26 protein-coding genes are annotated in these 24,702 nt (G+C 57.5%); 16 read left to right on the top strand and 10 right to left on the bottom strand.

The features are described 5' to 3' along the window. Window positions 1-163: 163 nt before the first annotated feature. The 3 genes from PAF20_RS02935 to PAF20_RS02945 form a co-directional block, all read right to left on the bottom strand. Window positions 164-535 (bottom strand): hypothetical protein, encoded by a 372-nt coding sequence (locus PAF20_RS02935; RefSeq protein WP_271072257.1) that lies wholly within the window; start codon window positions 533-535, stop codon window positions 164-166. A 245-nt stretch (window positions 536-780) separates the two neighbouring features. After that, window positions 781-2,265: a sulfatase family protein gene (locus tag PAF20_RS02940; protein WP_271072258.1), complete on the bottom strand. Its 1,485-nt coding sequence runs from the start codon at window positions 2,263-2,265 to the stop codon at window positions 781-783. A gap of 75 nt (window positions 2,266-2,340) precedes the next feature. Then, window positions 2,341-3,138, bottom strand: a complete 798-nt coding sequence (locus PAF20_RS02945) for a BtpA/SgcQ family protein (protein WP_271072259.1) — start codon at window positions 3,136-3,138, stop codon at window positions 2,341-2,343. A 220-nt stretch (window positions 3,139-3,358) separates the two neighbouring features. Here PAF20_RS02945 and PAF20_RS02950 point away from each other — a divergent pair, with 220 nt between their 5' ends. From PAF20_RS02950 to PAF20_RS03020, 15 genes are all read left to right on the top strand, one after another. Then, window positions 3,359-4,726, top strand: coding sequence for an extracellular solute-binding protein (locus PAF20_RS02950; protein ID WP_271072260.1), 1,368 nt, complete (start codon window positions 3,359-3,361; stop codon window positions 4,724-4,726). A 168-nt stretch (window positions 4,727-4,894) separates the two neighbouring features. After that, window positions 4,895-5,737, top strand: coding sequence for a carbohydrate ABC transporter permease (locus PAF20_RS02955; protein ID WP_271072261.1), 843 nt, complete (start codon window positions 4,895-4,897; stop codon window positions 5,735-5,737). 12 nt (window positions 5,738-5,749) lie between these two features. Further along, window positions 5,750-6,628, top strand: coding sequence for a carbohydrate ABC transporter permease (locus PAF20_RS02960; RefSeq protein ID WP_271072262.1), 879 nt, complete (start codon window positions 5,750-5,752; stop codon window positions 6,626-6,628). A gap of 3 nt (window positions 6,629-6,631) precedes the next feature. Continuing rightward, complete coding sequence (locus PAF20_RS02965) at window positions 6,632-7,702, top strand: ABC transporter ATP-binding protein (RefSeq protein ID WP_271072263.1); 1,071 nt, start codon at window positions 6,632-6,634, stop codon at window positions 7,700-7,702. Then, on the top strand, window positions 7,699-9,132 hold the full coding sequence (locus tag PAF20_RS02970) for an amidase (protein WP_271072264.1): 1,434 nt from the start codon (window positions 7,699-7,701) through the stop codon (window positions 9,130-9,132). Before PAF20_RS02965 ends, PAF20_RS02970 begins: the two co-directional genes overlap by 4 nt. A gap of 31 nt (window positions 9,133-9,163) precedes the next feature. After that, window positions 9,164-10,675: an FGGY-family carbohydrate kinase gene (locus tag PAF20_RS02975; RefSeq protein ID WP_271072265.1), complete on the top strand. Its 1,512-nt coding sequence runs from the start codon at window positions 9,164-9,166 to the stop codon at window positions 10,673-10,675. Then, window positions 10,672-11,328 carry an HAD family hydrolase gene (locus tag PAF20_RS02980; protein ID WP_271072266.1) on the top strand — a complete coding sequence of 219 codons (657 nt, stop codon included), beginning with the start codon at window positions 10,672-10,674 and terminating at the stop codon, window positions 11,326-11,328. Before PAF20_RS02975 ends, PAF20_RS02980 begins: the two co-directional genes overlap by 4 nt. A 78-nt stretch (window positions 11,329-11,406) precedes the next feature. After that, window positions 11,407-12,207: a DeoR/GlpR family DNA-binding transcription regulator gene (locus PAF20_RS02985; RefSeq protein ID WP_271072267.1), complete on the top strand. Its 801-nt coding sequence runs from the start codon at window positions 11,407-11,409 to the stop codon at window positions 12,205-12,207. A gap of 91 nt (window positions 12,208-12,298) precedes the next feature. Continuing rightward, on the top strand, window positions 12,299-13,060 hold the full coding sequence (locus PAF20_RS02990) for an SDR family NAD(P)-dependent oxidoreductase (RefSeq protein ID WP_271072268.1): 762 nt from the start codon (window positions 12,299-12,301) through the stop codon (window positions 13,058-13,060). A gap of 54 nt (window positions 13,061-13,114) precedes the next feature. Then, window positions 13,115-13,825 (top strand): DUF2270 domain-containing protein, encoded by a 711-nt coding sequence (locus PAF20_RS02995; RefSeq protein WP_271072269.1) that lies wholly within the window; start codon window positions 13,115-13,117, stop codon window positions 13,823-13,825. 138 nt (window positions 13,826-13,963) lie between these two features. Continuing rightward, a complete protein-coding gene (locus tag PAF20_RS03000) occupies window positions 13,964-15,100 on the top strand; it encodes an ABC transporter substrate-binding protein (protein WP_271072270.1) in 1,137 nt (378 codons plus the stop codon). A gap of 68 nt (window positions 15,101-15,168) precedes the next feature. Continuing rightward, complete coding sequence (locus PAF20_RS03005) at window positions 15,169-16,902, top strand: ABC transporter permease subunit (RefSeq protein ID WP_271072271.1); 1,734 nt, start codon at window positions 15,169-15,171, stop codon at window positions 16,900-16,902. Window positions 16,903-16,925: 23 nt separating this feature from the next. After that, complete coding sequence (locus tag PAF20_RS03010; RefSeq protein ID WP_271072272.1) at window positions 16,926-17,993, top strand: ABC transporter ATP-binding protein; 1,068 nt, start codon at window positions 16,926-16,928, stop codon at window positions 17,991-17,993. A gap of 103 nt (window positions 17,994-18,096) precedes the next feature. Continuing rightward, a complete protein-coding gene (locus PAF20_RS03015; RefSeq protein WP_271072273.1) occupies window positions 18,097-18,291 on the top strand; it encodes a transposase in 195 nt (64 codons plus the stop codon). A gap of 260 nt (window positions 18,292-18,551) precedes the next feature. Beyond that, complete coding sequence (locus PAF20_RS03020; RefSeq protein ID WP_271072274.1) at window positions 18,552-19,217, top strand: L,D-transpeptidase; 666 nt, start codon at window positions 18,552-18,554, stop codon at window positions 19,215-19,217. 55 nt (window positions 19,218-19,272) lie between these two features. Here the strand turns inward: PAF20_RS03020 and PAF20_RS03025 are convergent, their stop codons facing one another. The 4 genes from PAF20_RS03025 to PAF20_RS03040 all read right to left on the bottom strand — a co-directional run bounded on the left by PAF20_RS03025 (window position 19,273) and on the right by PAF20_RS03040 (window position 20,702). Beyond that, a complete protein-coding gene (locus PAF20_RS03025; RefSeq protein WP_271072275.1) occupies window positions 19,273-19,545 on the bottom strand; it encodes a flagellar basal body L-ring protein FlgH in 273 nt (90 codons plus the stop codon). Between the two features lie 42 nt (window positions 19,546-19,587). Further along, window positions 19,588-19,983: a hypothetical protein gene (locus PAF20_RS03030; protein WP_271072276.1), complete on the bottom strand. Its 396-nt coding sequence runs from the start codon at window positions 19,981-19,983 to the stop codon at window positions 19,588-19,590. A gap of 93 nt (window positions 19,984-20,076) precedes the next feature. Beyond that, the gene (locus tag PAF20_RS03035) at window positions 20,077-20,400 is read right to left on the bottom strand and encodes a hypothetical protein (RefSeq protein ID WP_271072277.1); all 324 of its coding nucleotides are present in this window, start codon (window positions 20,398-20,400) and stop codon (window positions 20,077-20,079) included. Beyond that, window positions 20,400-20,702 carry a metal-sensitive transcriptional regulator gene (locus PAF20_RS03040; protein WP_271072278.1) on the bottom strand — a complete coding sequence of 101 codons (303 nt, stop codon included), beginning with the start codon at window positions 20,700-20,702 and terminating at the stop codon, window positions 20,400-20,402. Before PAF20_RS03040 ends, PAF20_RS03035 begins: the two co-directional genes overlap by 1 nt. 343 nt (window positions 20,703-21,045) lie before the next feature. Between PAF20_RS03040 and PAF20_RS03045 the strand changes: the two genes are divergently transcribed. Next, complete coding sequence (locus PAF20_RS03045; protein ID WP_271072279.1) at window positions 21,046-22,344, top strand: glutaminase; 1,299 nt, start codon at window positions 21,046-21,048, stop codon at window positions 22,342-22,344. A 308-nt stretch (window positions 22,345-22,652) separates the two neighbouring features. Here PAF20_RS03045 and PAF20_RS03050 read toward each other — a convergent pair whose 3' ends face one another. The 3 genes from PAF20_RS03050 to bufB are packed head-to-tail and all read right to left on the bottom strand — an operon-like array spanning window position 22,653 to window position 24,681. Further along, entirely contained in the window at window positions 22,653-23,144 is a 492-nt protein-coding gene (locus PAF20_RS03050; RefSeq protein ID WP_271072280.1) for a DoxX family protein, read from the bottom strand. Continuing rightward, the gene (locus PAF20_RS03055) at window positions 23,141-23,884 is read right to left on the bottom strand and encodes an HvfC/BufC N-terminal domain-containing protein (RefSeq protein ID WP_271072281.1); all 744 of its coding nucleotides are present in this window, start codon (window positions 23,882-23,884) and stop codon (window positions 23,141-23,143) included. The genes PAF20_RS03050 and PAF20_RS03055 overlap by 4 nt, the downstream gene beginning before the upstream one ends. Continuing rightward, complete coding sequence (gene bufB, locus PAF20_RS03060) at window positions 23,851-24,681, bottom strand: MNIO family bufferin maturase (RefSeq protein ID WP_271072282.1); 831 nt, start codon at window positions 24,679-24,681, stop codon at window positions 23,851-23,853. Before bufB ends, PAF20_RS03055 begins: the two co-directional genes overlap by 34 nt. Window positions 24,682-24,702: the final 21 nt, after the last annotated feature.

Here is a 24,702-nt window from a genome sequence, read left to right on the forward strand (position 1 = left end):
CATCAGCCAGTTCAGCATGAATGCGCGGTGCGCCACAGGCTTGCCTTTGATGCCTCATGAATGGTGGCGATCCGGTCGGTCAGCGCATCATCTGCAATCTGCCGGGCACTGGGCGAGCGGCTACGAGAGGCATCAGACCGCTGCGGGAGACGCCCAATATGCTTCACATCAACTGGATTGAGTATTCGGCCTGTTTCGCGGTCATGAAGTTGATGACTTCCGCGATGACACGTCGTCTTGTGCAGATCAGGCCGCGGGCTTTGACAGCAGGCCTGGATCCTTGGCGCAGCTGATTTACTTCACGGCGACGTAGATGCAGTTCATCCAACTCCGTGCCCGTCAGACGGTCATCGCGTGCGCCCTCGTCGGCAACGCCCTGTCTGATCCAGTCATGGATCGTGGCAGCGAAGGGGTCATATTGCCGCGCCAAGCGTTCAATACTGTGCGAGACTCGCGCCAGCACAACCAATCGCTCCCTGAATTCCACCGGGTAATGGGTCCTTGCTGCTGGACGACAAACGCTTTTCTGCATCATTGAAAACTGCCCATCAAACCGGCGGAAATCAGCATTAATGTTTTCGGCGCATCTTTCGACGATTTGAGAGTAACTATTGGTTGCCAGCGTGTCCTGCGGCCGCGATTTTGCTGTCTATCAATCAGATATGGGGCGGTAACCGTCAGGCTTGAATGCTCTGCCGAGCTTTGGAAGTGACAATTAGTGTCTGCCAGAGCCCTCGGTCATATACTAATGCCATACATGGGCTGTCGTCATTTCATCACTCAGTAATTCCCCGTCCGCTTGATGCCCGCATCGCTGGTTGCCATTACCGCGTCGAGGTGTTGTTTCAGAAGCCTGATCTGTTCTTGCTCAAAGCCGGGCTGGCCCCAGAGTGATGTGAACTCTCCGGGGTCTTCTTTCAGATCGAATATCTCGGCCTTGCCCGCGTCGTGATACATGCAGGTCTTGTAGCGGCCGTCAAAGACCATCGTGGCGTGACTTTGATGCGGCATGCCGGCAAGTGCCTCGTTAAACTCGCAGACGACGTGGGGTTTGTGCGTGAGCGTCTGCCCACGCAGCATCGACACCAGCGATTTACCCTGCATGTTTTCGGGGATTTCGACCTTGGCGATTTCCAGGATTGTCGGTGCGAGATCGATCAGTTCCACAAGCGCATCCGTTCGGCTGCCGGGTTTGGTCACGCCGGGCCATTTGATGATAAGCGGCACATGGACCAGCCCTTCGAAGAAGCGGCAGCCCTTATACAGCATGCCGTGATCGCCCATCATTTCTCCATGATCCGAGGTGAAGATGACGATGGTGTTCTCAGCTTGGCCCGTGCGTTCCAGTGCGTTCAGAACGGCGCCGACACGGTCATCGATCATCTCGATCATTGCGTAATAGCAAGCCTTGACGTAGCGCGCGTCATAAGTGTCGGGTGGGAAGTCAAACAGGTTGCGCTTTTCCAGCGGTATGGCGGACTGGTCTATATCATCCGCCGGGTCATAATGCCGGACGTCCTGGATTTTCTTCCATTGCTGGTCAATGTCCCAGAACCCCTCCTGCCGGTCGGCATCACTTTCGCGATACAGCGGTAGCGGCATATCCGCGGGATCATAGCGATCCAGAAACTCTTTCGGTGGGAAGAAGGGCGGGTGCGGATCAACGGCATTAAGATTCATAAACCATGGTGCATCGTGCTTTTTTTCGATGAAAGCGGTCGCGCGTTCGCCCCACCAGGTCGCCTGCTGCATTTCCATCGGGAAGCCCTCGCCATAGTCGCGGGGCGAGGATTGCAGCAATTCAGGATAAAGCTTCAGCGGATCCGCTACTGCGTGCTTCTCTTTCAGCCATTCATCATAGGCACGCCCGATTGGCCAGCAGTCGCAAAGCTCTGCGTGATCATAGCCGTCCTCAGGGATCAATTCGATTCTGTCCTCAGAGCGGGACAGGTGATGCTTGCCCAGAAGGCAGGTGTGATAATCGGTATTGTCTTTCAGTATCCGCGGCAGGATACGCTCTGCGGCGGGGAAATGATCGTTACCGTTGCGATGGACGTGGTGCGAGGCCGGATAGCGCCCGGTCATGAAAGACGCGCGGCTTGGCGTGCAGATTGGTGCCTGACAATAGGTGTTCATGAACGACATGCCCTCTTGGGCGAGGCGGTCCAGATTGGGCGTGTTGATTGCCGAGTTTCCATGCGCGGCGATTGTGTCGTAGCGCTGCTGATCCGTCGTGATCCAGAGAATGTTGGGGGGCGTCGTCATCTCGCATCCATTAATATCGCAACTGGCGGAGGCCACCCCAAAAAAGGCGCCTCCGCGGACAGGAATAATTGGCTCTTAGCGGACGGAGTTCACCACTTCCATGAAGCGCTTAACACGGTCGCCGTCGACCGCATTCCATGTGTCGCCGTCGATTTTGAAGTGAGTGCCGATGATGCAGCCCGAGGCGACTGACAGCACGTCTTTGATATTGTTGATGTTCACACCGGTATTGGCAAAGACCGGAACCAGATCGCCGACCGTTTCGGCGACCTTGCGCAGGTCTGAACTGTTGGCGGGCTGGCCCGTGATAGGACCGGAGACGAGGATTGCGTCGGCAAGCGAGGAAAAGATCGCAGATTTCGCGCGCAGTTCGATGGGGCGCTGATCCAGCGAATGGGCGAATTCGGCGTTGATGTTGAAGAACAGTTTAAGGTCTTTCTGGCCGAGATTACGCTTTAGCCGGGCAGGGGTCGCCGCGTCGGGCGCCCAAACCCCCATATCAGAGGCGAACACACCCGTGAATATCTCGCGCACCCATTTCGCGCCGGTTGCATTGGCGACGGCCACCGAAGCGGTCGGATCCCAAAGGTAGTTGACGCCGAACGGCACCTTCAGGTGCGGTTTGCAGGCGGTGATGACCGCGGTGTAGGCGGCAATCGATTCGGGCGTCGCTTTCAGCAGGTATGGGCGGTCGTTTTCATTGCCGAACATGATTGCGTCAACGCCGCCATCCTGAAGCTTCTCGATATCCGAGATGGCGTTCTCGACAAGTTTGTCCATACCGCCATCGGCATCATAGAGCGGCGCGCCGGGAAGGGCGCCGATGTGACACATGGCGATGACGGCCTTGTCGGATTTGAGGAAATCGAACATGAGGAGCGGCTCCAGTTTGTTTGATAATGTTTGATTTGGCAAAGAATTGCACATAATTCAGCCAATGGTCAACACATAATGATCGATTTCCATGTATATTAGTTCATATATGGTGATTAATGTTTGCAATCAGGGTCTTTTGCGTTTAGAAATGTTTGACATGTCGCCCGACGGCATCGCATGCGCAAGGGCGCCGACAGCAGACTTCAGGGAGGAAGATGTGAACAAGGTAAAAACATCAGCGGAGGACGTGCTTCTGGCGCGGCGTCATTTCCTGGGTGCGGCAGCCGCTGCGGCCGCGCTAGGCGCGGGATTGGTTCCGCGCGGTGCATTCGCGCAGGAGGGCGCATGGTCGCTTCGGCCCGGCTCGGAGGTTGACAGAATCAACTTCGTGGTCTGGCAGTTCGGAAACATCTACGACGAGATAGCCGCGCAATTTGAAGCGGACTGGGGTGTTCCGGTAGAGAAGATCATCGAGCCCAACATTGATCCCCAGATCGCCAAGCTGACATCCATGTATGCGGCGGGCGAAGATATCGATGTGCTGGTCTCGCCGCTGCAAACGATGGCCAGCTATATCGACCAGGGCATTGCCGCGCCACTGGATGGGTTGCCGGGACTGGAAGACTATGCTGCTGACATGACGCCGCTGGCCCGCAGCATCGCAACCCGCGACGATCAGATCTGGGGTCTGCCCTATCTGTCGATCGCCTGGAATTTCATCTATAACAGCGAGCTTCTGGAAAAGGCCGGATTCGCGGATAAGCCCTTCACAAGCTGGGAAGAACTGACCGAGCAATGCCTCAAGGCGAAGGCGGATGGCGTGTCGAACTATCCGCTGCTCTGGGTTGCGGGTGCTGCGTTCGATCCTCTGCCGGGAACATGGTTCGCGCAGGTCGCCAATCGCGGCGGGCGGGTTTTTGCGCCAGATATGACACCAGAGCTTGGTCCGGGTTCGGTCGCGCGCGAAGCACTGCAATACTTTCAGGACAGCTTCCTCAAGCACGAGATCGCCGATCCCGACTCGCTGAACCTGAAATTCCTGCCGGCGGTCAAGGTGTTCAACACCGGCAACCACATCTATCTGGGCGCGCTGCATAACTATTACATGAACTTGGTCAATGATCCGGCGCAGTCACCCATTGCCGGCAAGGGGCGCATCCACCCTCTCCCGGGCGACGGCAAGACGCTGGCTGTAACATGGTATTACATGCTGTCCGAGGCGACGCGGGACCGTGAATGGGCGTGGAAACTGCTGCAGTATCTGGGCGGCAAAACCAAGGATGGTGCCTACACCCAGGCCCTGAAGCTGGCAAAGGATTCGATGCTGGCGCCCGGTTACAGCTCGGTCATGAACAGCCCCGAGCTGCGCGAGGTCTGGTCGCAGCGGGTGGATGTCGACGCGATGCTGGGCATTTTCGACAAGGCCGTTCCCTATACCGACGTCGTGCCCGCCGTAAATGAGCCTTGGTATCCCCAGTGGAACGAAATGCTGAATGTCGAACTGACGGCATGTCTGCGCGGTCAGATCACCGCGGACGAGGCTTGCGACAACATGGTCGCCAATATCGACAGAGCGAAAAGCTAAGGGTTGGGGCCGCGCCCCTGACCTGGCGCGGCCCTTTCCGAACCGCTTTCACTGGAGTTCAAGATGACCATCCGGAACGCCGGCGCCCCCAAACAAGGGGTTGTCAGCCGTTTACTGAAGAAAGAGGCCTCGCCCGGGCGTTTGGCCTTTGGCATGAACTTGCCGTCCATGATAATTTTTGCCGTCATTCTGGCATATCCGATTTTCTTCGCAGGCTACCTTTCCTTCCACGATGTCGGCGTGCGCGAACTGCGCAGCGGCGAATACCCATGGGCAGGCTGGGGCAATTATGCAAAGCTTTTCGACGACCCGGTATTCTGGAAAGCGCTACGCACAACGTTTCTTTTCGTCTTCGTGTCAGTGATCCTTGAGGTCGTGATCGGCCTGCTGATCGCATTGGTCATCAGCAACAGTAACGTCCGACTGTCAAAGGTGACCAAGTTCCTGATCCTTGTTCCGTGGGCTGTGCCGCCGATCGTCAACGGCTTCCTTTGGTCCTTCATTTTCAACACGCAGTTCGGATATCTGAACCGGGTGCTGTATAACCTCGGCTTTATCGACCAATATGTGAACTGGCTGGGCAATACCGAAACGGCCTTCATGGCGGTGGTCATTTCCTATGTCTGGCGCACAACGCCGTTCAATATCCTGCTGTATCATGCCGCACTGCAAGGCATCCCCGATCATCTTTATGAAGCAGCCGAGCTGGACGGCGCCAGTGCCTGGCGTAAATTCCGCTATATAACCTTGCCACTGCTGCGGCCGGTCCTCGCGGTGACGCTGATCCTGCGGACGACCTTCGCCTTCATGGTATTCGATGAAATCTTTGCGATCACACAGGGCGGGCCCGGTGACGATACATGGGTCGCTGCCTGGTATACCTACAAGACCGCGTTTCAGCCGCCATTTGATATCGGCGTGGGCTCGGCCTCGGCCTATGTGCTGGCGTTGATCGTGGGGCTGATTGCGATCTTCTATATCAAATTCGTCTACAAGAAGGTGGAGTACTGAGCCATGCGCAAGATGACGCTTCGTACCCGCATCCTGATGAATCTGGCGAATCTCGCCTGTATTGCCTTTCTCATCCTGCCGCTGGTGCCCGTCGTTCTGGGTGCGTTCCAGAGTGAGCGTGGATTGCAGGCGGATGTGCATGCATTGCTGCCGGTGGAATACACGCTGGACAACTTCCGACTGATCCTGTCCGGAGGCACCAATAAGGGTACGCTGTTTCAGGACATCAGCTATCTGCCGAATTCGGTCACCTGGTTTCCGAACGCTTTCCTGAACTCCGTGATCGTCGGCGCCGGTGTGACGTTTGGCGTGCTCGTTCTGGCCAGCCTGACCGCGTTTACCGTGACGCGGCTGCACGTGCGCTGGACCGGCTGGCTGATGCAGATCAACATGATCAGCCGGATGGTGCCGCTGATCGTGCTGATGGTGCCGCTTTTCGTGGTTCTGCGTGGCTTCGGCCTGCTGAATTCGCTGACCGGGCTGATTATCACCGAAATCGGGCTGCTTTTGCCCTATGCGATCATCATCCTTGTCCCCTACTTCCAACAATTGCCGAAAGAGCTGGAAGAATCCGCGCGTCTTGACGGCTGCACACGGTTCACGGCGTTCTTCCGTATCCTGCTGCCGCTTTGCAAGCCAGCATTGGCGGCAACCGGTGTCATCATGTTCATCATCTCGTGGCATGAGCTGCTGATTGCGCTGATTATCGTCGCAAAACCCGAGGTGATGACCGTTCCGGTGGTTCTGGCCGGCCTCGTTTCGGACCACTTCGTCTTCTTTACCGTAATGATGGCAATCTGCCTTATCGGCCTGCTGCCGACGCTGGCGCTTGTCCTTTTGTTGCAGAAATACCTGGTCAAGGGCCTGACGGCCGGCGCCGTGAAAGGATAACCGATGGCAAACTTGCAAATCCAGAAGCTCAAGAAAGCCTACGGCTCTCTGCAGGTCATTCACGATATTGACGTCGATATCGACGATGGGGAATTCGTCGCCCTCGTCGGGCCATCGGGATGCGGTAAATCCACGCTGTTGCGGATGATCGCGGGGCTTGAGGATGTGACCGGCGGTGCAATCATGCTGGATGACAGGCTGATCAACGAAGTTGCGCCCAAGGATCGCGATATTGCGATGGTCTTTCAAAGCTATGCCCTCTACCCGCATATGACAGTCGAGCAGAACATGGGCTTTGCGCTGAAAATGGCGGGCGTAAGCGCCGAAGAGATCAAATCGCGCGTGGCCGAAGCAGCGGCAACGCTGAACCTTACTGAATATCTCGACCGCTACCCCCGTCAGCTTTCGGGCGGCCAGCGTCAGCGTGTGGCGATGGGGCGTTCCATTGTTCGTAGCCCCTCCGTCTTCTTGTTCGACGAACCGCTGTCCAATCTGGATGCGAAGCTGCGCGTGCGGATGCGGACCGAGATCAAGGCCCTGCATCAACGCTTGGGCGCGACTTCGGTCTATGTGACCCATGATCAGATCGAAGCGATGACCATGGCTGACAAGATCGTCGTCATGCGCTCGGGCCATATTGAGCAGGTGGGCGCGCCGCTTGAACTGTATGACAACCCGGCCAATGTTTTCGTTGCCACCTTCATCGGCTCTCCGGCGATCAATCTGTTGAAGGGAAGCTTCGTTGCGGGGATCGATGGCTGGAATGTCGATTTGGGGCATGGTGTGCTTGTTCCCGCACCAGCGGTCGCTGCGACGCAGGGACAGGCCGTCCTGTTCGGCATCCGGCCCGAGCATCTGGAAATCTCGGATACGCCAGACGCGGTTGATTTCACCGTCGATGTGATCGAGCCGACGGGAAGCGAGACCATCATCACCGGGCGCATCGCAGGTCAAGAGGTGCAAATGACCCAACGCGAACGCGTGGATATGCGCCCCGGTCAGGTTCTGCGCGTGCGTCCTGCGGCTGGCCAAATCCGCCTGTTCGATGCCGAAACCGAGGTCCGATTGGCATGACGGCGACCGATATCTGCTGGATGGACGCCACCGAACTGGCCGAATGCATTCGTGCGAAGCGGCTGTCTCCGGTTGAGGTGACACAGGCTTTTATCCATCGGATCGAGGCCGTTAATCCCATCGTGAACGCCTATTGCATCCCGATGTTCGACATTGCGATGGAAAAGGCAAGGCGGGCCGAAGCAGCCCAGATGGCCGATGATTTCTGGGGCCCGCTGCATGGGGTCCCATATGCGATCAAGGATTCCGACGATTATGCAGGTCAGAAAACCACGCTGGGTTGTCTGGTCCATCAGAATCGTGTGGCAGTCGGGCATTCGCCAATTGTCGAACGAATGGAGGACGCAGGCGCGATCCCGCTGGGCAAGACGACCACGCCAGACATGGCCTGGATTGGCCTGACCTATTCAAAGCTTCATGGCGAGACCCGGAACCCCTGGGATCTGGGCCGCAATCCGGGCGGAAGCTCGGGCGGCTCGGCGGTGGCGGTGGCGGCCGGAATGGCGCCTTTGGCGACGGGCACGGATGGCGCTGGATCGGTTCGGATACCGGCCTCATTCTGCGGTGTTTTTGGGCTGAAGCCGTCGCATGGGCGCATCCCTTTGATGCTGCCGAACGTGAACCAGCATACACACTATGGCCCGCTGGCCCGCAATGTCCGCGATGCCGCATTGATGATGGATGTCTGCGCCGGACCCGATCCGCGCGATCTGTATTCGTTGGAGGGGACACCACCCGGCTATCTCGACAATCTCGACAAACCTTTGACCGGCAAGCGCATCGCCTGGAGCGCTGATCTCGGTTTCGTCACCCGGCTCGACCCAGAGATCCGCCAGATTTGTGAAAAGGCTATTTTGCGGTTTGAGGATCTGGGCGCGATTGTGGAGGAGGCGCGGCTCGACCTTTCCGGCACGATGGAGATCGCCAAGCGCAATTGGTCCGCGATCATGTCGGCGCTGGTGCTGAACGTCAACGCCGATCACGTGGAGGAGTTCGATCCGGCTCTGGTCGCTTGCGCCCGTCAGGCGCAGGCGCAGAGCGTGGGCGCCTTCCTGCACGACAAGATCCGCATGTTCCCTATCTATCAGCGGCTGGTCGGCTATTTCGAGATCTATGACCTGATCTTGACACCGACCGTTGCGTGCCTTCCGCTGAAGAATGGGCAGATTGTGCCGGAGAGCTATCCGCAGACTGAGTGGGACTGGATGGAATGGGCGCCCTACAGTTCACCCTTCAATCTATTCCACAGCCCGGCAGCTTCGATTCATGCGGGATTCTCGAAAAGCGGTTTGCCGGTTGGATTGCAGATCGTCGGTCCGCGATTTGGTGATTTACAGGTCTTGCAGGCGTCGCATCAGTTCGAACGCGCGTTCAACCCAACTTTCACCAGGCCGCAGCTTGCGGCGGCCGAACCTGCGGCCGCGATCTGACGACCGGTCAACCATTGGAAGCGATCAAGATATGTCTGACTATGTAATTGGCATCGATATCGGCACCACCTCGACGATTGGTATTCTGATCGAATTGCCCGACCGTGTTCTGGCGCAGGCAAGCCGCCCAGCCACCCTGTCCTCACCCCGGCAAGGATGGGCAGAGGAAGACCCCGAAGAGTGGTGGCAAAACACCTGCCAGATCATTCCCGAACTGCTGGATACGGCCGGCGTCGCTGCAAGCGATGTCCGGGGCATCGGGGTGGCTGGAATGCTTCCCGCCGTAATCTTGCTGGATGAGGCAGGCGTTGTCCTGAGACCGTCGATCCAGCAAAGCGACGGGCGTTCGGGTGCCGAGGTCGCAGAAGTGGCTGCCGAGGTTGACGCGGCAGAATTTCTGGCCCGCGCGGGCAATGGTATCAATCAGCAGCTTCTGGCGACCAAGCTGCGATGGATCGAAAAGAATGAACCCGGTGTCTTCGCCCGTATCGCCACCGTGATGGGTTCTTACGACTATATCAACTTCCGGCTTACCGGCGAAAAGGCGGTCGAACAGAATTGGGCGCTTGAAGCAGGTTTTGTGAATCTCAGCACAAATGAGCTGGACGGGGATCTGATCGCAATTGCGCACATTCCGTGCGATGCCATTCCCGTCAAGCGCGCCTCGCACGAGGTGATGGGCCATGTCAGCGAAGCGGCGGCGCAGGCTACCGGCCTGCCCGCGGGAATTCCGGTGATCGGCGGTGCGGCCGATCACATCGCCTCGGGCTATGCCGCCGGGGTCACCCAACCCGGGGATGTGCTGCTGAAATTCGGCGGTGCGGCTGATATTCTGGTTGCAAGCAAGACACCCCAGCCCGATGCCCGGATGTTTCTGGACTATCACCTTGTGCCGGGCATGTTCATGCCGAATGGCTGCATGGCCTCGGGCGGCTCTGCGCTGAACTGGTTCGCGGCCAAGCTGGCGCAGGGCGAGGCAGCGGCGGCCGATGCGGCCGGGATCTCGTTGCATCAACATCTGGACAAGATTGCGGGCGAAACGCCTGCGGGCGCGGACGGCGTGCAGATCATCCCTTATTTTCTTGGCGAGAAAACACCGATTCACGATGCACAGGCGCGTGGTGTGATACATGGCCTGTCACTTAACCACGATCTGCGTCACATATGGCGTGCCCTGCTGGAGGGCTTTGCCTATGCCTTCCGCCACCATGTCGAAGTCTTCCGGGAAATGGGACATCCTTCGACCCGGTTCCTTGCCTCGGACGGTGGTTCGAAATCGCGATTCTGGATGCAGATTTGCGCCGATGTGCTGCAACAGCCGGTGCAACTTCTCCACGGTCATCCGGGCTCTTGCCTCGGCGCGGCTTATATGGCCGCGGTCGGTGCCGGGTTGACGGACAATTTCGCAGGCGTGGCAAAGTTCATCAGCCAGGGCGAGACAATCGATCCTGACCAGGCAAATGCTGCCGTTTATGACGATGGCTATCGCCGTTTCCGGTCTACCTATGATGCGATGGTCGCAGCAAGAGAGAGGAGCGTATGAACATTCGTGCGATTATCTGGGATATCGATGGCACGCTTGTCGATAGCGAGCCCCTGCACCTGCGCGCGCTTTTGCATGTTTGCGAACACCATGGCGCAGATATCTCTGATTTGCCGGACGACCATTTCGTCGGAGTAAACGTCAACGACGTCTGGACCGCACTGTCCAATCGCTTTCCCGCCGGTCTGACGATGGCCGATTGGCTGGATCAGCTGAACGGCTATTACATTGATCACGCGTCGCGACTTGCGCCCATCAAGAATGCTGTCCAGGCTGTTCGGCAACTGCATGCTATGGGCATTCGGCAGGGTGCTGCGTCAAATTCGAACCGCCGCGTGGTCGATGCCAATCTGCGCGCCCTGGGCCTGTCCGACATTATTGAGCTTTCGGTCAGCCTTGACGATGTAACGCGCGGAAAGCCCGATCCTCAGCCCTATCTTCGCGCCCTTGATCGCATGGGGTTGGATGTGGATCGAACCTGCGCAGTCGAGGATAGTGCTACAGGCGTCGCAAGTGCGCGGCGGGCAGGTATGCGGGTGATAGCCTTGGGCGACAGCCAGCTAAACGCGCGGTATCACGTTCAGAACCTCGCTCAACTTCCGGATTTAGTAATCAAACTGTCTCATGAATGCACATTTTCCACGAATTCTTGATCGATTTTATCACGTCCGATTGTCTTCTGCGCCAAACTGTCAGAGTTTGATCGGGTAGGCTGAGCGGACGATTTTGAAATGAATTCTAGTGTTGGAAGAAAATTACCGGCCACCCTCAGGCGCAAAGAGATATTGTCCGCGCTTGAGCGTGATGGCCATGTAACCATCGTCGATATTGCAGAAAAGCTGCGGGTTTCAGATATGACCGTGCGCCGCGATCTGGAAATGCTGGCGGAAGAAGACCTGCTGGTGCGAACCCATGGCGGCGCGCATCTGCCAGAGATTTTTCAGGAGCGGCCCCTTGACCGGAACGAACCAAGCGCCGCCACCCGCGCAAGCATAAACCGTGCTGAGAAGCAGCTGATCGCGGCCAGGGCCTTGCGCCTGATCGAGCCGCAGACCACCGTCGCGCTGGACATTGGCACGACTATGCAAGAACTGGCGGCCGTGCTGGACGATTCTTCCGTCAGGGTCGTCTCAACTTCGTTGCGGGTTCAGCAGAAACTGGCCGAACGTCAGATGACGGTTTTTGTCCCCTGTGGAAGGCTTGGCGGTCCAGAGCCTTCGATCAGTGGCGCGCAGACGATCTCTTACTTGCAGAATTTCCATTTCGATGCCGTATTTCTGGGGGTTGCCGGCATCACTCTTGATGGGACCTTCGACTACTCGATCGAAGATGCCGAAATCAAGAAGGCACTGATCCAGCGTTCGCCGAAAAGGATCTTGCTGGCAGACAGTTCGAAATTCGGCGCGGTTTCTGCCGTGCGCGTCACAGGTTTCGAGGTGATCGACATGCTGGTCACAGATGCAGACCCGCCCGGCCCGCTGAAGACCCGGCTAGAGGCCGCGGGGACGCAAATCGTGATCGCGTCGGCCTGATATCGCGCGCCTAAAAAGTAAACAAAATTGAACAAATTAAGTTGTATTGAGGGTTTTTTTGTGTAATTATGTTGAAAACATAGGGACACACATGACAAAAACAGTCTTGATCACCGGTGCCGCCAATGGAATTGGCCTCGCCTCTGCCCGCGCATTTGCTGCAAGCGGTTACAACCTTGTGCTGACCGACCTCAACGAAGAGCTTTGCCGTGAACGCGCGGCAGAGATTGATGCTGATGCAATTACGCTTTGTGTCGATGTCCGGGACAAGGCCAGCATTCTGGCGGCATTTGACGCGGGCGGTGCGAAGTTCGGCGGAATTGATAAGGTACACGCAAATGCCGGCGTTTCGTCGATGAAGCCGGCGCTGGACTTGTCCGAAGAGGATTGGGATTTCAATTTCGATATCAATGCGAAAGGCGTGTTTCTGACCAATCAGGTCGCTGTGGGCCATTTCCTTGACCGCGGACTTAAGGGCGTCATCGTGAATACGGCCTCGCTTGCAGCCAAGGTCGGGGCCCCCTTGCTGGCGCATTACTCCGCGTCGAAATTTGCGGTGATCGGCTGGACACAGGCATTGGCGCGTGAACATGCAAAGGACGGTATCCGCGTAAACGCGGTCTGCCCCGGTTTCGTGCGCACCCCGATGCAGGATCGTGAGATCGAATGGGAGGCAAGCCTGCTTGGCACGACGCCGGACAAGGTGCTGCAATCTTATATCGATCAGACGCCCCTTGGCCGGCTGGAGACGCCGGAGGATGTGGCCGACGTCGTGGTCTTCCTTGCTTCCGATGGCGCAAGGTTTATGACCGGCCAGGGCGTCAATGTCACGGGCGGCGTCTATATGACCTGATATTGGCGATCGCCGCACGAAGTGATCGGCGCGGGCAAGTCTCTGGAATTACTGATGAATCAAATATCTGCACGGGACGCGCCGCGCGATGCGTTCCCTGGCAACTTAATTTTCAAAGAGTTCAGCGCAGCTGAAATAGGCGCCATTGCGCATCTCTATCGCGGTGAGGTTTACCGCAGCACCATTTGGCGCAGCCGACTTGATATGACGACAAATTGGACAGTTGTTCTGACAGGCGTTTCGCTCACGGTTGTTTTCGGTTCTGTCAGTGCCTCTCCGCTGCCGCTGATTCTTGTCGGGCCGCTTGTCGCTGTATTTCTTCTGCTGGAAGCGCGACGTTATCGCTATTTCAACGTTTGGCGGGCGCGGGCCAGATTGCTTGAGACTGACTTCTATGCGCCCATGCTGCGCGGCAAACAGGGGCGGATGGATGGTCGCTGGAACGTGCTGCTTGCAGCGGATTACGACACCCCACGCTTCCATATCAGCTATCTGCGTGCGGTCGGGCGAAGGTTACGCAAGAATTATATCTGGGTGTTCCTGATGCAGGCGCTGACCTATTCGGGTAAGATTTTCATACATCCGACCCCGGCCATGTCGATGTCCGACATCTTTGAGCATGCACGCATCGGCCCGGTGTCTGGGCAGGTGGTTATAATGGCGGGCGTTGCATTCCATGCATTTTGGGTCGCCCTAGCGGCGGTTACATATCTCATGGAACGCCGGGTCCGCAGGCGGCAGCAGACATTGATTACAATATCCTGATTGTGACGCCTGGAGCGCAACAAAAGCAAACAAACAGACACAAATATGTTTGCTTATGTTCATATATGTGTTAACAGGTTCAAACAGTCGCGTTTGGACGACGGTATATGCTGCGCGGCGCTATCTGAGGAGGGAAATATGAATACCAAGCACGCATCGCTTGCCACAAGAAGGGTCGCCCTGGGCATTCTCGGCGCGGCCAGTGTGGCCCTTGCAATGGGCAGCGCTGCTTTCGCGCAGGATCTCAAAGGTGAGGGTGAGGTCGTGGTGGCACATTGGGGCGGCATCGACGGTGCCGCGGTCGAATCGCTGCTGCCGCGCTTCACGGAAGAAACAGGTATCGATGTCGTCGGCGTTGAGGTGGGCGACGCCGACTATGGTCCCAAACTTGTTCTTCAGCAGCGCACCGGCAATGCCGAATGGGACGTGGCACTTGGTATGTTGGTCGATCATTTCAGCGCCGTAGATCAGGACGGAATGTTCGCCGGACTGGACACATCGAAATGGGATCCCGACGTCGTAAGCGCCTATATGGATGCCGGGCTGATGGGTGAAAACTGGGCGGCGGGTCCGTCCGAAGGTCTTTGGCTGCTTTACGGTCCGGCGCTTGACGATAATCCCCCGACGTCTTGGGCGGACTTCTTCGATCTGGAAAAATACCCCGGCAATCGCGCGATGTCTGCCGGCGGCGCAGGGATATTGGCCAATCTTCAGTACGCATTGATCGCCGATGGCGTGTCGCCGGATGAGCTTTATCCGCTAGACGTGGACCGCGCCCTCGCCAAGTTATCGACGATCCGCGACAACCTCGTGCTGTGGGAGGCGTCGCCGAAGGGGATCGAGGCGCTCGTCGCGGGTGATGTGGTCATGGATTGGGCTTTCGGCCCTTCTGTTTTCCGCGCCTTAGATGCAGACCAACCCGTTCGTCTGGCAATAGAAGGGCTTCAAACGGCGGTTGACCGGACGCGCGATGCCGTGCTGGCCAACGGGGCCAATCAGGAAAACGCGCAAATTTTCCTGACCTGGTGGAAGCAGCCCGAGATTCAGGCAGCCTATGCCGAGGCGACCAAAGGTGGCTTGATAGTGCCAATCGACGCGGTCATCGAAAAGGTCGATCCTGCGCTTCAGGACAGTCTGCCATTCTCGTCCCAATATGGCGACGACGCATTCTTCTTCCTCGATGATCCTTGGTATAACGAAATAGACCCGGATACCGGAAAGACCAACCTGGACGGCGTGATCGCCGCATTCACTGCCTGGCGGATCGGCCTTTAAGTACTGCGTTCAGCAAGGGGCGCAGTGTCGCCCCTTGCTAAGAATTTTCAAGAATTCGCAGGTGTCAGATGAATTTTCGCGGCTTTCTTCCGGTTGTTCCACTTGTCTTCTTTGTTTCGATCGTTTCGCTCTTACCGATCATCTATTTCCTCATAAGCGCGTTCCAGACGCCTGCCGGAGAGTTTACACTTCGAGAAATCCAGAATGTGTTCCGGCAGCCCGCCTATCTGGCGTCGATCTGGAATACCATCAAGATCGCACTTGTGGTTGATCTTCTCATCCTGTTTCTCGCTTATCCCGTTGCGCTGACGATCCATCTTTCAGAAGGCTGGCGGCGCACCCTTTTGCTGATCTGCGTACTCCTGCCGTTTTTTACCTCGGTGCTGGTGCGCACCTATGCCTGGTCCGTCGTGCTGGGGTTGGAGGGGCCGGTCAATAATGCGCTTGTCGCGACGGGAATTCTGGATGAGCCTTATCTGCTGGGGCACTCGACCATTGGTACGATGATCGGGCTTGTCCATATCCTGATGCCGCCCGCTGTGCTGGTGATCTACACGATCATGGGGCGGATCGATTCCGACCTGATGGTTACCGCAAGAAGCCTCGGCGCTGGTAATCTGCGCGCATTCTTTACCGTCTTCTTCCCGCTTAGCCTTCCGGGTGTCGTTCTTGGCGGGTTGCTTACCTTCGTCATGGCCCTTGGGGCTTTCGTTATCCCTCAACTCCTGGGCGGGGTCGGCAACCTGATGTTCGGTCAAATCATCGTTCTGATCGCAACCGTTTCGCTTGACTGGAATTTCGCGTCGGCCATGTCGCTGGTCTTTCTGGTCCTGCTGGCTGTCCCGATATATGCCCTTGTCCGGGGTGGCCAGTTTGGCGATGTGTCGGGTGAGGGGCGTGGCACTCAGCCATCGCGTATCGGTGGTCTGATCTGGCGCGCGCTCACGCCCATTGCAGCCTTTTTGGCGCAGCTTGTCGCCCCTGTCCTGGCATGGCTCGACCGGGTCCCGACGTATTTCAGCGCTGCCTTGCGGCTCACGATTGCGATTGCAGTCGTAATTTTTCTGATTGTCCCTGAAGCGCTGATCGTCGTCTTGTCTTTTGGCGATCCTGACTATCTGTCCTGGCCTCCCCAACAGCTCAGCGGTGAGGGCTATGCGCTGTTTTTCGAGCAGGAGCCCTGGGTGCGCGCATTGCGTCAGAGTTTCCAGTTCGGCGTCGTCACAATGATCGTTTCCGTGCTTATCGGCTCGGCAGCGGCATACGGGATTGTGCGAGGACGCTTTCCCGGTAAGTCGGTGATCATCTCGCTTGCTTTGGTGCCGTTGATCCTGCCCGAGATCGTGCCGGCCATTGCGTATTACATCGCGGCCTCTGCCTTTGGTGTTTCGGGCACGGCCGCGGCGATTGTTGCGGGGCAGGGCGTAACGGCAACAGCGCTGGTGCTGTTGGTGATGTCGGCCGTCTTCCGGTCGCTGAAGGTTGATATCGAATATGCGGCGCGCGCCTGCGGTGCAGGTCCGGTCCGTGGCTTTTTCGACGTGGTGGTTCCCATCGTCTGGCCCAGCCTTATCGTCGCATCTTTGTTCAGCTTCCTGAATGCCTTCGACAATCTGCTGATCCCGCTGTTCATGGGGGGGCGTTATCAAACTTTGCCAGTGTATATGTGGCTTCAGATGCGCGAGGCGACCAGCCCGATGATCACGGTCGTCGCCTCCATCATGATCCTTGTCGTTATCCTCTTCGGCGTGCTTGCGAATTTCGCACAGCAGATTCAGGCGCGCCGACTGGCGCAGCAGTAACACAGATAGAAAGAGATCTCTTCATGAGCGATGGTGTTGAAATTGTTGGCCTGAGCAAAAACTATGGTGCCTTTGTCGCGCTGAACGATGTGAATATGTCGATCCGCAATGGCGAGTTCATTACCCTTCTGGGGCCATCAGGAAGCGGCAAGACGACGCTTTTGCAGATGCTCGCGGGACTTACCGCACCAAGCGGCGGCGACATCCTGATCGGGGGCAAAAGCGTCGTGGCGCTTCCAATCGAGAAACGCGAAATCGGGCTGGTTTTTCAAAGCTACGCGCTTTTTCCGCATATGACTGTCGCGGGTAATGTGGGCTATCCGCTGAAGATGCGTGGCGTGGCGCGACCTGAAATTGCTCGTCGCGTCAACGAAGTTCTGGAACTGGTCGAGCTGACGAATTTTGCAAAGCGCCGTCCCGCGGAGCTGTCGGGTGGGCAGCAGCAACGGACAGCGATTGCGCGCGCGCTCGTCTTTGAGCCTTCGGTCATGCTGCTTGATGAACCACTGTCGGCGCTGGATCGCCGTTTGCGCGAGCATATGAAGTTCGAGCTGCGCCGGCTTCATGACATGATCGGCACGACAACGATTTTTGTGACCCATGACCAGGACGAGGCTCTGGCTTTGTCGGATCGCATTGCGGTTCTCGATGGCGGTAAGCTTCAGCAATTCGGCACCGCCGACGAGATCTATCGCCAGCCGAAAACGCGCTTCATCGCCGAATTCATGGGCGAGACGAATATCATCGACGCGACAGTCAGGCGGGGTGATACCGGTCTGATCGCCGAGGATGACGGCGGGCGCCAAATTGTGATCGGGCAACCGGACGGGATCAACGAGGGAATGAAGGTCGCGCTTGGAATCCGTGCGGAGCAAATATCGCTGAAACGCAGTAATCTCGCTGTGGATGGCTGGACGGGGACGATAAAAAACAAGTTTTTCCTTGGAAATTCTTATCGCTATATCGTCGATTGTGCGCCCCATTCCATTGTCGCGCAGGTTTCTGCTCCGCATGCGGACGAACAGATTGCCACAGGCGATCTGGTTGCCCTCACCTGGGATCCGGCGTCTTTGCAATTGCTTCCTGCATGATTTGTGCGCATGCCGTATGGCCTGTGGAAATCAGGATTTCCATCTTGCGGGATTCCTGATTCAGACTTCCGAAAAGGAGGTTTGAATAAGCGAAGAACGGTTCGTGCTGACGGATCAGCTTTGGCAGCGGGTTGAGCCGCATCTGCCGGGGAAGGGCAGCGATTCCGAGGTGGCAGCCAAGGATAGCCGCTTGTCTCTGGAAGCGATTTTCTGGCGTGCGCCCACGGGGTATCCATGGCACGATCTGCCGCCCGGCTTCTCAGCGATAACGGTTCTTCTTACGTCGCTGCCAATCTGACACCCGCCGATGTCAATCATGGCCGAGGCGCCAAAATCCTGAAGATGAGAGAGGAGATTATGAAGCAGACAATCCGAAAACGTCGGTTGCAGCATCAAGCCACTGCCGCTTAAACTTGAACGGAAACCGAACCAGAGCATCCGTTACAAAACGGCCCGAGAAGTCCGAAAAACTCTGACAACGGACACGTTCGGCAACCGCATATCCCCTTGCGATTGCCCCTTTTGCCGTTGGGAAGAACTGAGACAAGGAGCAAATATATGCTGACAAGACGACATTTCATACAGACCACGACAGCCCTGTTCTCGGCCTCGATCGCAAGCCCGCTAATGGCCAGCAGCTGGCCCACCGCGGCACAGAAAGCCGAGTGGGATGCACAGGTGACGCCGCCGGGTTACGATCCGGCCACCTCGAATCCGTGGGGACTTCATCCGCGCTTTCTGCCGCAGCGCGTCATTGCGAATTACGGGTTGGTGCCCGGAGATATCCATGTCGATGCGGTAGCGCGTTATCTTTATCATATCGAAGAGGGCGGCACGGCAATGCGTTATGGCGTGGCCATCGGGCGCGGTGATCTTTACGAGCCGGGCGTCTACACGATCCAGCGGAAGGTCGAGTGGCCGCACTGGACGCCGACACAGAATATGATCGAGCGCGAACCGGAGGTTTATGCCCAATATGCAAATGGGATGGAGCCGGGACCGGAAAATGCCCTCGGCTCACGTGCTCTATATCTCTATGTCGGGGATCGCGATACGATGCTGCGCATTCACGGCACACCTTTCCCACGCTCTATCGGCAGTCGTGCAAGTTCGGGATGCGTACGCATGGTCATGCCCCATATCAACAGCCTGTATCCCCGTGTAGAGAAAGGCTCGACAGCCTATCTCTACTCTCCTGAAGGCAGCGTTGCCTCTGTCAGTTGAACAGTGACCGGCCAGATTGCAGACCGCCGGGTCTTTGTCCGGCGGTCTACTCATTTTAGATGCTTGGCGCTCTGCAAAGTTGGTTACCGTTGGCGGCGCGCAAGGGAACGCGTGTGGTCTCTACCTGGCCTGCGTGATAATACCAGTAGCAGCCATCCGTTTCATCAAACTCGGCCGAAAACAGATCCTGGTTCGGCCCGGCCGCCGCGATGACCTCTGGCGGGATGGTATAGGGTGAGGTCTCCTCGACAGCGACATCGGGCGTTCGGGCCGCACATCCGGCAAGGACGAACAGCGTCAAGGATATTGCGGCAGTGCTTTTTTGCATTGGAGACTCCTTGGTTCAATATGGGGACGTCGCGCCACGGTGTCACGACGCGCTTTCTTTGGTTATGCGGCTCTGGATCTCGCTCCCGCGTGCCGGCCATGTGAGTTTGATATAGGCCAGAACCGCGATTTTTGCAGCGTCATTCATGACATCTCCGAAACCGGGCACGTCGCTTTCATATTCGTTGTCGAGCACGGCGGCGTCACGCTGCATCCCGACATAATCGTCTGTCTCAGTCATCTGAACCTCGAAGCCGGCCCTGATCGCCAGATCGGCCCAGGCATCGCAGCAGCCGCAACCTGGATCTTTCAAGACGCGAAGCAGGTTCGGATTTGCGGCAGGCCCCGTCATTTCAAAACCGAGCGCAGCGGTCGTCGACAACATCGTCGCGGCGGCGGCAAGGATCGCCCTGCGACGCCAGAAATGGCGGTTACTCATATCTGATTTCCTTAACGAAACGATGCGCCTGGGTTCATTCGTTCATGTCGTGGCGCAGATAGTCGGCTTCCGGCCTATTGGGGCCAAGCGGCGTCAGAGAGCAACAGATCGTGGAGGGGGTATAGGCACACGCAGACTGGCTGAGTCCATATTCCGCAATGAAAAACTCTGTCGGGTACGGCGTGGCAGGCGTGCCGCGTCTGGCGTGATTTCAGCGTCGCTGATGGCGGCGCAGGCCGCACAATCGTCATGAGAAGATTTCTGCTGCGGAGCGCAGCATTTATGGGTGACCAGCGATACGGCCGAGTTCGCCGCCGAGACCGTCGAAGATGCCTCTGCCGACGCGGCACCGGTCAGCGCCAGTGGCATCGTCACGACCAGCAGAATGGCAAGCAGGCACGCTAGCAGAAATCGCATCAGTCCCGCACTTTTTCCAGCAGTTCGACAACTTCGCGGAACATCACGCGCTGTCGGTCCTGATCGCCGGACTGGATCGCTGCTTCCATGCAGCTTCGCGCGTGATCCTCGATCAGAAGGCGCTCGACTCCGCGCAGGGCGGATCGGATTGCGGCGGTCTGGGTCAGGATGTCGACGCAATAGCGCCCATCCTCGACCATGCGCGACACGCCCTGCACCTGACCGTTCAGACGTGACAGCCGCTTCAGAATTGATTCCCGATTCTGCTTCTCATGCGCCAAGGGCAAGTTCCGATCTGACATATCCAATTCTTGGGTTATACCCTCATGGGGTATGCGGCAAGCTCCAATATACCCCCTCAGGTGTTGACGTCAGAGAACCATGGATCGAAATCACAATCATTCACACGGGCATTACGATCACGGTTCACATGGTCGCGTCCCCCGATGATGCCGAGCCCGAAAATACAACTGAACCGGTTTGCGGGATGAAGGTGACGATCAAACCGCATGCCCGTCGTCAAGGCGGCTCAACGTCGAGATATCTGTACTCGATCTGGTAATGTTCCGCTTTTCTGTTCCTGCGGGGGTTGAAATCATCGTCGGGCATGACGGAAGGTGTTTTAACGAAATCCGCGATGGTGCCATGAAATCACCTATCACTGACTATCTGAAAGATGTGCTTGAGGATACGAGGCAGGGCGATGCCGGAGAGGTTGCGGCCTATATCCCGGAACTTGCCCAAGCCGATCCCGACCGCGTTGCCATCGCCGTAGCGACGGTGGACGGGGTTGTGTATTCAGCTGGTGATGAGGATTACCGCTTTACGATCCAATCCATGTCCAAGCCCTTCGCTTATGCCTTGGCGATCAGGGATAACGGGCTGGATCATGTGCTTGCCCGCATCGGGGTCGAGCCGTCCGGAGAGGCTTTTAACGAAATCTCGCTGGAAAGCGACACGGGGCGACCCAAGAACCCTATGATCAATGCAGGCGCCATCGCTACCCATGCGCTTGTCGGCGGGTCGGTGTCTCAGCGCGACCGAAATGCTGAAATCATGACGATGTTCTCGGCTTTCGCGGGGCGCGATCTGGAAGTCGACGAGGCTGTGTTTTCGTCAGAACTGGACCACGGACATCGCAATCTCGGCCTTGGTCATCTGATGAAGTCCTTTGGTGTGATTGAGGACAACCCTGTCGATGCGGTTGAAGGCTATATTCGGCAATGCGCGCTTAAAGTTGATGTCAGGGATCTTGCGATCATGGCCGCGACGCTGGCGAATTACGGACAGCATCCGGTCAGTGGCGACAGGCTGCTGCAACCGTCGACTGTCAGGCAGGTGCTTTCGGTGATGACAAGCTGCGGGATGTATGATGCCGCAGGTGACTGGCTGACGACGGTTGGCATTCCGGCAAAAAGCGGCGTTGCGGGCGGCATTATCGGTGTGCTGCCGGGGCAGGTTGGGATTGCGGTCTTCTCGCCGCGCCTTGACGAACATGGCAATAGCGTGCGTGGCGTGAAGATGATGGAGCGTCTTTCGCGCGATCTTGGAATGCATATCATGGACGTGTTCCGTCCATCCCGCTCGGCGCTGCGCAATGTCAGTTCCCGCGAGCTGCCGAACGGCGAGCAGGCGACCGTTTATGAGATGCAGGGCGACATGATTTTCGCTACGATGGAATCGGTCCTGCGTCATCTGGACAACAATCCGCTACCCGATCATCTGGTGGTCTTCGATGTCACGCGGGTGGACGAATTCCATGATGTTGCCAAAAGAATGGCCGCTGAAGCCGGTGCAAGGCTGATGGATGAAGACGGACACCGGGTTGTTCTGATCGACCCTGACAAGGTGATCGCCGGGTTCGAGACGAGCCATGGCGCTGAGCTGGAATCCTATGCCAAGATCGATCAGATCCCCCAGACGGACAAAGCGGTTCGCAACTAGCGCGACCACTGCTTTGTGGCGCCTGCTAGAGGATGCGCTCTACACATCTGGCGCTTGCCGTGCCGAATCTCTGCGGGCAGCGGCATGCCGCCTTTGCCGAACAGAGGGAAACAAGGCGGGATCGTCTGTCGGCAGCGGTGTGGTCGCCAGAATCGGAAAGAACCTGATCATCCGGCGATTCAGCATGCGAAGTCCTTCCTAGCGCTACCAGCGCACTGACTGAAGCGACGGTCACGATGGGACGACAGCACCACCTCACCGAGCCCTTGGCACATCGGAAAAAAACGCCTCCATATGCAAAGATAGAACTAAATCGCGCGGTTTCTTGATATCGCCCGATCTAGCGAAAATGCACCTGCGCCCAGGAAGACATTAACCGTCAGCACTGCCAGCCAAAGAATTCTTGGCGCAATGACGTCGATCGGTTCGATGCCGTGGCCGAAGATATCGGTTGCCGTCATCACGGCGATGAATCCGATCATGGCCAGCGACGATAGCCGCGAAAACAGGCCAAGCAGGATCATCGCAGGTAGAAGAAACTCTGCAATCGTGCCAAAGCCCACGACCAGATGTGCCCAGAAGGGAAGGTTGGCCGGATTATAGCTGTTGGTCTCGGCCAGTCTCGGGACGATCTGGACATATGCGCCCGCGCTCAAGCCAAATCCGTCCAGCTTGGTCAGGGCCGAGCGCCAGAAGAACGGGCCGAGCGACAGGACAAACCCGAGCCGCGCGATCAGGGGAACTGCCTGACCGGCGTGCCGGTCCAGAACGTCTGTGATGGTAGTAAGGATGCGGCTCACGGTACTTCCTCGAACGCATGGTGACGCAAGAGGCAGGTGAGGATGGCGGCGCGTTCTTCCAGCCCGTCCAATGCTGAATCGATATCTGCGCCATTGCTGATCCGTGTCAGTGCCGTGACGGTGCCGGTTGGGGCGGGCCTCAGCATCAGCGTCAAGGCGGGACGGGTGATCAATATCTCTCCGGTCTCGCGCGGCTGTCCGGTTTTCAGGCTGAGGGCATGGTTGCGGATGCGCAGAAGCGGCCAGCCACTCGACATGAAACGCAGCGAAGGATGCAGGCTGGGTCGCCACCGGGCCAGTTCCGCGCGTGACATGGCGGCGACGTCCTGAGCGGCAACCGGAACGGCGTCCCGGGCATTGACGCTGCATCGGCATAGCTGTTCCAGCCGGGCGATGTCTGGCAGATATTCAAGCCTGGCCGCCGGTGGAAAGCCTGAGAGCCAAACCGGAAACGCCGCGCCCCAATTCGCCAGGATCGGCGTTGCCGGCGGATGCGCAGCCGTAAATATCCGCGCTGCGGCCATCATGAAATCTTTGCCGACAAGGCTGGTCACGACAGGGAAGTTATCCGCTAGCGCCCTGCTGAGGGCAACATTGACGTTGTTGCGATAGATGGCAAAGCGCCGCGACGCATTGCCGCCCTGGGGCAACTCAATTCCTTTTGGCACCGCAGGCAAGGGTGAACGTAAAGCGTCGACGAACGGGGTCACACTGCAGCCCTTTGCTGCAAAATGATGCATGCCCGCATTGCCTCATGGGCCAGAACGGTGAAGTCCGGCACGTCATTGTCCCATTCAATCAGCGTCGGCACAGGGCCTGTCTGTCCAACCACGTCGCCAAAAAGTGCCCAAACCGGATCCGGCACCGGCCGCGAATGGGAGTCTATTAGCAGGCCCGCCTCTCCGGCATCGCCATCAGGCCCGGCCAGATGGATCTCTCCGACCTTTTCCAATGCGAACCCGGCAATATATTGACTGGCCGAGTTGCCAAGATTGTTGGCCGAGATGAATACATTTGCCACATCAAGCAAAAGCCCGCATCCTGTGCGGCGGCTGATTTCGGCCAGAAAGTCGGGTTCGGACCATGTGCTTTCGGAGAAGGCAAGATAGCTGGCGGGATTTTCCAGAAGCATCCGGTGGCCCAGCCTATCCTGGACCTGCAAGATATGATCGCAGACCCTTGCCAATGTTGCCGCGGTATAAGGCAGCGGTAAAAGATCATTGTAATATGTGCCCTCATGGGTGGACCAGGCGAGATGTTCCGAAAAACTCGCCGGTTTCAGCATATCCACCAGCCGAGCCACCCGATCCAGATGATCGGCGTTCAGTTTTTCCGCGCCGCCTATCGACATGCCGACTCCGTGAACCGATATCGGGAAGCGCTCAGCCATCTGCGCCAGTAGCGCCATACGCGGGCCGCCATCCAGCAGGTAATTCTCGGCATGGATTTCCAGCCAGTCCACCGGGCCGGCGTCTTCGATCAGGTCTTTGGCATGAATGGATTTGAAGCCTACACCGACTGAATTCGGCAGTGTCATCACAATCTCCGTGAATTGAAA

The organism is Paracoccus albus (assembly GCF_027913035.1).
Classification (GTDB): Bacteria; Pseudomonadota; Alphaproteobacteria; order Rhodobacterales; family Rhodobacteraceae; genus Paracoccus; species Paracoccus albus.

What these genes read in the sequence shown, in the direction of transcription:
- PAF20_RS03005 (WP_271072271.1), top strand. Translation starts at nt 15,169, where the DNA reads ATGAATTTTCGCGGCTTTCTTCCGGTTGTTCCACTTGTCTTCTTTGTT.
- PAF20_RS02965 (WP_271072263.1), top strand. Translation starts at nt 6,632, where the DNA reads ATGGCAAACTTGCAAATCCAGAAGCTCAAGAAAGCCTACGGCTCTCTG.
- PAF20_RS03025 (WP_271072275.1), bottom strand. Translation starts at nt 19,545, where the DNA reads ATGCAAAAAAGCACTGCCGCAATATCCTTGACGCTGTTCGTCCTTGCC.
- PAF20_RS02995 (WP_271072269.1), top strand. Translation starts at nt 13,115, where the DNA reads ATGAATCAAATATCTGCACGGGACGCGCCGCGCGATGCGTTCCCTGGC.
- PAF20_RS02955 (WP_271072261.1), top strand. Translation starts at nt 4,895, where the DNA reads ATGATAATTTTTGCCGTCATTCTGGCATATCCGATTTTCTTCGCAGGC.
- PAF20_RS03010 (WP_271072272.1), top strand. Translation starts at nt 16,926, where the DNA reads ATGAGCGATGGTGTTGAAATTGTTGGCCTGAGCAAAAACTATGGTGCC.
- PAF20_RS02990 (WP_271072268.1), top strand. Translation starts at nt 12,299, where the DNA reads ATGACAAAAACAGTCTTGATCACCGGTGCCGCCAATGGAATTGGCCTC.
- PAF20_RS02945 (WP_271072259.1), bottom strand. Translation starts at nt 3,138, where the DNA reads ATGTTCGATTTCCTCAAATCCGACAAGGCCGTCATCGCCATGTGTCAC.
- PAF20_RS03045 (WP_271072279.1), top strand. Translation starts at nt 21,046, where the DNA reads ATGAAATCACCTATCACTGACTATCTGAAAGATGTGCTTGAGGATACG.
- PAF20_RS02975 (WP_271072265.1), top strand. Translation starts at nt 9,164, where the DNA reads ATGTCTGACTATGTAATTGGCATCGATATCGGCACCACCTCGACGATT.
- PAF20_RS02980 (WP_271072266.1), top strand. Translation starts at nt 10,672, where the DNA reads ATGAACATTCGTGCGATTATCTGGGATATCGATGGCACGCTTGTCGAT.
- PAF20_RS03040 (WP_271072278.1), bottom strand. Translation starts at nt 20,702, where the DNA reads ATGTCAGATCGGAACTTGCCCTTGGCGCATGAGAAGCAGAATCGGGAA.
- PAF20_RS03055 (WP_271072281.1), bottom strand. Translation starts at nt 23,884, where the DNA reads ATGCATCATTTTGCAGCAAAGGGCTGCAGTGTGACCCCGTTCGTCGAC.
- PAF20_RS02960 (WP_271072262.1), top strand. Translation starts at nt 5,750, where the DNA reads ATGACGCTTCGTACCCGCATCCTGATGAATCTGGCGAATCTCGCCTGT.
- PAF20_RS02985 (WP_271072267.1), top strand. Translation starts at nt 11,407, where the DNA reads ATGAATTCTAGTGTTGGAAGAAAATTACCGGCCACCCTCAGGCGCAAA.
- PAF20_RS03030 (WP_271072276.1), bottom strand. Translation starts at nt 19,983, where the DNA reads ATGAGTAACCGCCATTTCTGGCGTCGCAGGGCGATCCTTGCCGCCGCC.
- bufB (WP_271072282.1), bottom strand. Translation starts at nt 24,681, where the DNA reads ATGACACTGCCGAATTCAGTCGGTGTAGGCTTCAAATCCATTCATGCC.
- PAF20_RS03000 (WP_271072270.1), top strand. Translation starts at nt 13,964, where the DNA reads ATGAATACCAAGCACGCATCGCTTGCCACAAGAAGGGTCGCCCTGGGC.
- PAF20_RS02970 (WP_271072264.1), top strand. Translation starts at nt 7,699, where the DNA reads ATGACGGCGACCGATATCTGCTGGATGGACGCCACCGAACTGGCCGAA.
- PAF20_RS03035 (WP_271072277.1), bottom strand. Translation starts at nt 20,400, where the DNA reads ATGCGATTTCTGCTAGCGTGCCTGCTTGCCATTCTGCTGGTCGTGACG.
- PAF20_RS02935 (WP_271072257.1), bottom strand. Translation starts at nt 535, where the DNA reads ATGATGCAGAAAAGCGTTTGTCGTCCAGCAGCAAGGACCCATTACCCG.
- PAF20_RS03020 (WP_271072274.1), top strand. Translation starts at nt 18,552, where the DNA reads ATGCTGACAAGACGACATTTCATACAGACCACGACAGCCCTGTTCTCG.
- PAF20_RS02940 (WP_271072258.1), bottom strand. Translation starts at nt 2,265, where the DNA reads ATGACGACGCCCCCCAACATTCTCTGGATCACGACGGATCAGCAGCGC.